The sequence below is a fragment of the Mycobacterium sherrisii genome, assembly GCF_002102355.1.
GTDB lineage: Bacteria > Actinomycetota > Actinomycetes > Mycobacteriales > Mycobacteriaceae > Mycobacterium > Mycobacterium sherrisii.
In genome coordinates, this window is record NZ_LQPT01000079.1 from 1 (window position 1) to 5,752 (window position 5,752).

Genomic DNA, 5,752 nt, shown 5'->3' on the forward strand with positions numbered 1-5,752 from the left:
GCCGTCAACCCATTCGACGCCCCATCCTGATTGACCGCCGAACCCCGCACCACCGCCAACACCGGATGCCCCAACCGCCGCGCATCCGAAAGCCGCTCGAGCACGAGCATGCCGCCGCCTTCGGCGAATCCGGTGCCGTCCGCGGCGTCGGCGTAGGCCTTGCAGCGGCCGTCGGCGGCCAGCCCGCGCATCCGGCTGAACTCCACGAAGACATCGGGGGTGGCGTTCACCGTGACACCGCCGGCCAGGGCCAGATCGCACTCACCGGACCGCAACGACTGCACCGCCATGTGCAGCGCGACCAACGACGACGAACACGCCGTATCCACCGACACCGCCGGGCCCTCCAGCCCCAACACATACGACACCCGCCCCGAGGCCACGCTCGACGATTGCCCGGTCAGCCGGAAGCCTTCCGCGGCCGGCGCGGCACCAATGCCGTAGCCCTGGGTGTACACGCCGGCGAAGACGCCGGTGGCGCTGCCGCGCAGGCCGCCGGGCTCGATACCGGCCCGCTCCAACGCTTCCCACGACAATTCGAGGAACAAGCGCTGCTGGGGATCCATCGCCAGCGCCTCGCTGGGGGTGATGCCGAAGAACGCCGGATCGAAATCCGCGACACCGTCCACGAACCCACCGCTGCGCGTGTAGCAGGTACCCGGCACGTCGGGGTCCGGGTTGTACACACCGGCCAGGTCCCAGCCGCGGTCGGTCGGGAACTCCGAGATCACGTCGCGCCCGTCGGCCACCATCTCCCACAGCCGCTCGGGCGTATCCACCCCACCCGGATACCGGCACGACGTACCGACGATCACGATCGGGTCGTCGCCGGTTACCTGGACGGCCGGGGCGGCGGCGGTCTGCTGTGGCACTCCGGCGAGCTCGGTGCGCAGGTAGCCGGCGAGCCCGTTCGGGGTCGGATAGTCGAAGATGAGCGTCGGTGAAAGCGCCAGCCCGGTGGCGGTTTTCAGCCGATTGCGCATCTCGACCGCGGTCAGCGAGTCGAAACCCAGGTCCCCGAACGCCTTGTCGGGGTCGATCGCGTCGGCCGTGGTGCTACCGAGCACGGTCGCAATGTGGGACCGGACCAGGTCGAGCAGTAGCGCATGCTGCTCCGGTTCGGAAAGCCCGTGCAGGCGCTGCGCCAACGCCGATTTCGACTTCGCCGCCGCCAGCGACTCGTCGACGCGGCGGCGGGTCGGTGCGTTGAGCAGATCGGTGAACATCGGCGGAACCACGGCCGCGTGAGTCCGCAACGCCGCCAGGTCGATTCGGGCCGGGGCGATGACGGCCTCGTCGGCAATCAGGGCGGTGTCGAACAGTTCCATCGCCTCGTCCGACGACAACGCCAGGATTCCGTCGCGGCTCAACCGGGCGCGATCGGCAGCGTCCAGGCCGCCGGTCATGGTGCTGGCCTGGTCCCACAACCCCCACGCCAGGGAGGTCGCCGGCAAGCCGTGTGCGCGCCGGTGTGCGGCCAGCGCGTCGAGGAAGGTGTTGGCGGCCGCGTAGTTGGCCTGGCCCGACGAGCCGACCAGGCCCGCCATCGACGAAAACATCACGAACGCCGACACGTCGAGCCCGCGGGTGAGCTCGTGCAGGTTCCAGGCCGCATCCACCTTGGCGCGCAACACCGCGTCGATCCGCTCGGGTGTCAGCGAGGTGACCATCGCGTCGTCGAGCACACCCGCGGCGTGGATCACCGCCGACAGCGGGAACTGCACCGGAATGCCGGCGATCACCGCCGCCAGGGCGGCGCGGTCGGCGGCGTCGCAGGCGACGACGTCCACCCGGGCCCCGGCCGCCTCCAATTCCGCGACCAGCGCGCCGGACTCGGCATCGGGACCGCGGCGACTCAGCAGCACCAGGTTCCGCGCGCCGTGTCGTGCCACCAGGTGGCGGGCCAGCGTCGAGCCCGCCATGCCGGTTCCGCCGGTGATCAAGACCGTGCCCGACGTCCACACACCCGGCAGGGTCAGGACCACCTTGCCGATGTGGCGGGCCTGGCTGAGGTAGCGCAGCGCGCTGGGGGCGCGGCGCACATCGAACGTCGTCACCGGCAGGGGCCGCAGCACGCCGGTCTCGAACAGCTTCGCCAGTTCCAGCATCCACTCGTGCATCCGGGGGCGGCCCGGCTCGAAGAGGTCGAAGGCCCGGTACCGCACACCGGGGTATTCCTGCGCGACCGCGTCGGGGTCGCGGATGTCGGTCTTGCCCATCTCCAACAACACGCCACCGGGGGCGACCAGGCGCAACGACGCGTCCACGAACTCGCCGGCCAGCGAGTCCAGCACCACGTCCATGCCGGCCGCCCCGGACCTGGCGGTCACCGCCCGGAACTTCTCCTCGAACTCGAGGCTGCGCGAGTCGCCGATGTGGTCGTCGTCAAAACCCATGGCCCGCAACGTGTCCCACTTGCCGCGGCTGGCCGTGGCGAACACCTGAAGGCCGAGATGCCGGGCCAGCTGCACGGCGGCCATCCCCACCCCGCCGGCCGCGGCGTGCACCAACACCCGCTGGCCCGGCCGGACCTCGGCCAGATGGATGAACGCCATGTAAGCCGTGGTGAACACCGCGGAGATGGCCGCGGCCTCGGCGAAGGACCAGTCGGCGGGCTTGGGCAGCAGCAGGCGCACGTCGCCGGGGACCAGTGTGCCGCTACCGTCCGGGAAGAAGCCGTAGACCGCGTCGCCGACCGCGAATTCGGTGACACCCGGGCCGACTTCGACGACGACGCCGGCGCCCTCGCCGCCGAGCAGCGCATCGTGGGTGAACATGCCCAGCGTGATCATCACGTCACGGAAGTTGGTGGCAATGGCGCGCAGCGCCACCCGAACCTGTCCCGGCCCCAGCGGTGCGCCGGCGTTGGGAACCGGTTCCAGGCAGAGGTTTTCGAAGGTGCCCGCGCTGCTGAGGCCGAGTCGCCACGGTCCGTCGGCGGGCGGTTCGAGGATGCCCTGCGCCGCACGGCTGCCGTGCACGCGGGCGGTGTAGAACGTGCCGCCGCGCAGCAAGAGTTGCGGTTCATCGGCCGCCAGCACGGTGGCGGCCGCGGTATCATCAAGGGGCACATCGGAATCCACCAGCACAATGCGGCCCGGATGCTCCGTCTGCGCCGAACGGACCAGCCCCCATACCGCGGCACCGGCCAGGTCGGTGATGTCCTCGTTCGGCAATCCCATTGCGCCGCGGGTTGCCACGACCAGGACTCCGGAGTCGCTCTCGGCCAGCCAGGACTGCACGGCCGCCAGCGCCAAGCGGGTACGCTCATGGCCGGCCGTGACCGGATCGCTCTGTGCGGCAACGGATTCGAACAGCTGGTGGGTGCCGACGGCTGCGGGAGCCGCGGCAACCTGCATCGGGCACCACACCAGCTCGAACAGCCGGTCCTGCGTCGACGCCGACATGGCCGCGCGCAGCTGCTGCTCGCTGACCGGTCGGGCGGCCATGGCGGCCACCGACAACACCGGCAGGCCGAGCCCGTCGGCCAGCTCGATCGACACCGACCTCGAGGCCGAGCCTGCGGCCGGTGCGATGCGCGCGCGCACTGCGGACGCGCCCGCGGCATGCAGCGAGACGCCCTGCCACGAGAACGGCAACATCACCTCGAACTCGTCGGCGCCGTGGTGCGCGACGACCATGGAATGCATAGCCGCATCAAGCAACGCGGGATGCACGCCGAACCCGTTGACGCCGCCGGCCGCGTCGGGCAGCCGCACCTCGGCGAAGATCTCGTCGCCGCGGACCCAGGCGGCGGTCAGGCCCTGGAACGCCGGGCCGTAGCCGTATCCGAGCGCTGCCAGAGTCTGGTAACCGTCGGCCGTATCCACCGCAACTGCACCCTGCGGCGGCCACACGGACAGATCCGCGTGCTGCTCGACCGGCGCGGAGCTCAACACGCCTTCGGCATGGCATAGCCACTCGGCGTCGGCGCTGAGGCGGGAGAAGATCGCGACGCTGCGCCGGCCCGACTCGGCCCCGGGGGCGGTAGCCGTCTCGTCGGCCGGACCGACCACGACCTGAATGGCCACCGAACCGAATCCGGACTCACCGGCGGGTAACAGCAGCGGCGCCCGCAGCGTCAACTCGTCGACGGTGGCACAGCCGACTTCGTCACCGGCGCGGATCGCCAATTCGACGAACCCGGCGCCCGGGAACACCACGGTGCCCGACACCGCGTGATCGGCGAGCCAGCTCTGCACGCTGGGTGACAATCGGCCCGTCAACAGCACACCGCCGGACGACGGCAGATCGACCACCGCGCTCAGCAACGGGTGTTCGCTGGCGCCCAGTCCCAGACCCGCGGCGTCGGCGCCGGATCCCTCGCCTGACAGCCAAAACCTGCGCCGGTCAAAGGCGTACGTCGGCAGCTCGACGAAGGCAGCGCCGTCCAGCAGGCCGCGCCAGTCGACGTTCACACCGGCGGTGAAGGCGGTCGCGGCCGACATCAGGAACCGGCCCAGCCCGCCGTCTTCGCGGCCCAGGGTGGGAACCACGATGGCCTCGGCGTCGCCGGTGTCGGTGCAGGTATTTTCGATGCCGGCGATCAACGCCGGATGCGGACTGGCTTCGATGAAGGTCCGGTATCCGTGCTCGCACGCGGTGCGCACCGCCTGGTCGAACTGCACCGTTTGCCGGATGTTGCGGTACCAGTAGGCGGCGTCCAGACCCGCTGTGTCCAAACGACTTCCTGTGACCGTCGAGAAGAACGCGACGCGCGAGGATCGCGGCTCGATGCCGGCCAGGACGTCAACCAACTCGTGCCGGATTGCCTCGACCTCGACCGAATGCGACGCGTAGTCGACGTCGATGCGGCGGGTCCGCAGCTCGAGGTCGGCGCAGAAGGCGATGAGTTCCTCCAGGGCGGCGACTTCGCCCGATACCACGACGGCCGTGGGGCCGTTGACAGCGGCGATGCTAAGCCGATTGCCGTAGGGCGCCAACAACTCTCGCGCTCGCTCGGTACTGCAGGCGATGGAGAGCATGCCGCCGGGGCGGGCCAGCGACCGCAGCAGTTTACTGCGCAGCGTGACCACACGTGCGGCATCGCGCAGCGTCAGCGCACCGGCGACGTAGGCCGCGGCGATCTCGCCCTGCGAGTGGCCGATCACCGCGTCTGGGTTGACCCCCAGGGACTTCCACATCTCGGCCAGCGACACCATCACCGCGAACAGCACCGGCTGCACCACGTCGACGCGGTCCATGCCGGGCGCGGCGGGGGCGCCGCGCAGCACGTCGACGAGCGACCAGTCGACGAATTCCGCGAAGGCCTCCGCGCAGGCCTCGATCTGTTGAGTGAAAACCGGTGCGGTATCCAGCAATTCGACACCCATGCCCACCCATTGGGAGCCCTGGCCGGGAAACACGAAGACGTGTTTGCCGGCGGGCAGCGCGGCGCCGCGGATGACCGCGCCGCCCACCCCGTCACCGGTCAGCTCGTGCAGGCCCGCCAGCAGTTCGTCACGATCGCGACCGACGATGACGGCCCGATGCTCGAACGTCGCCCGGCCCGCCAACGACCATGCCACATCGGCCATCTCGAGGTCGGGGTGGGCGTCGAGGTGATCGGCCAGCCGGGTGGCCTGAGATTGTAAGGACGACAACGATTTTGCCGAAAGCGCCCAGGGCAGCACGGTCGGTACGGGGCCGGTCGCGCGGGGCTGATCCGCGGGGGCGGATTCGATGATGACGTGGGCGTTGGTGCCGCTGATCCCGAACGACGACACCCCGGCACGACGGGCCCGCGCCACCG

The 5,752-nt window shown here is 70.4% G+C and carries 1 protein-coding gene; it reads right to left on the minus strand.

Annotation, left to right across the window (positions count from 1 at the left end):
- Positions 1-5,752 (minus strand): SDR family NAD(P)-dependent oxidoreductase (locus tag AWC25_RS14590; protein WP_142278847.1); only part of this gene is annotated, 5,752 nt, incomplete at both ends.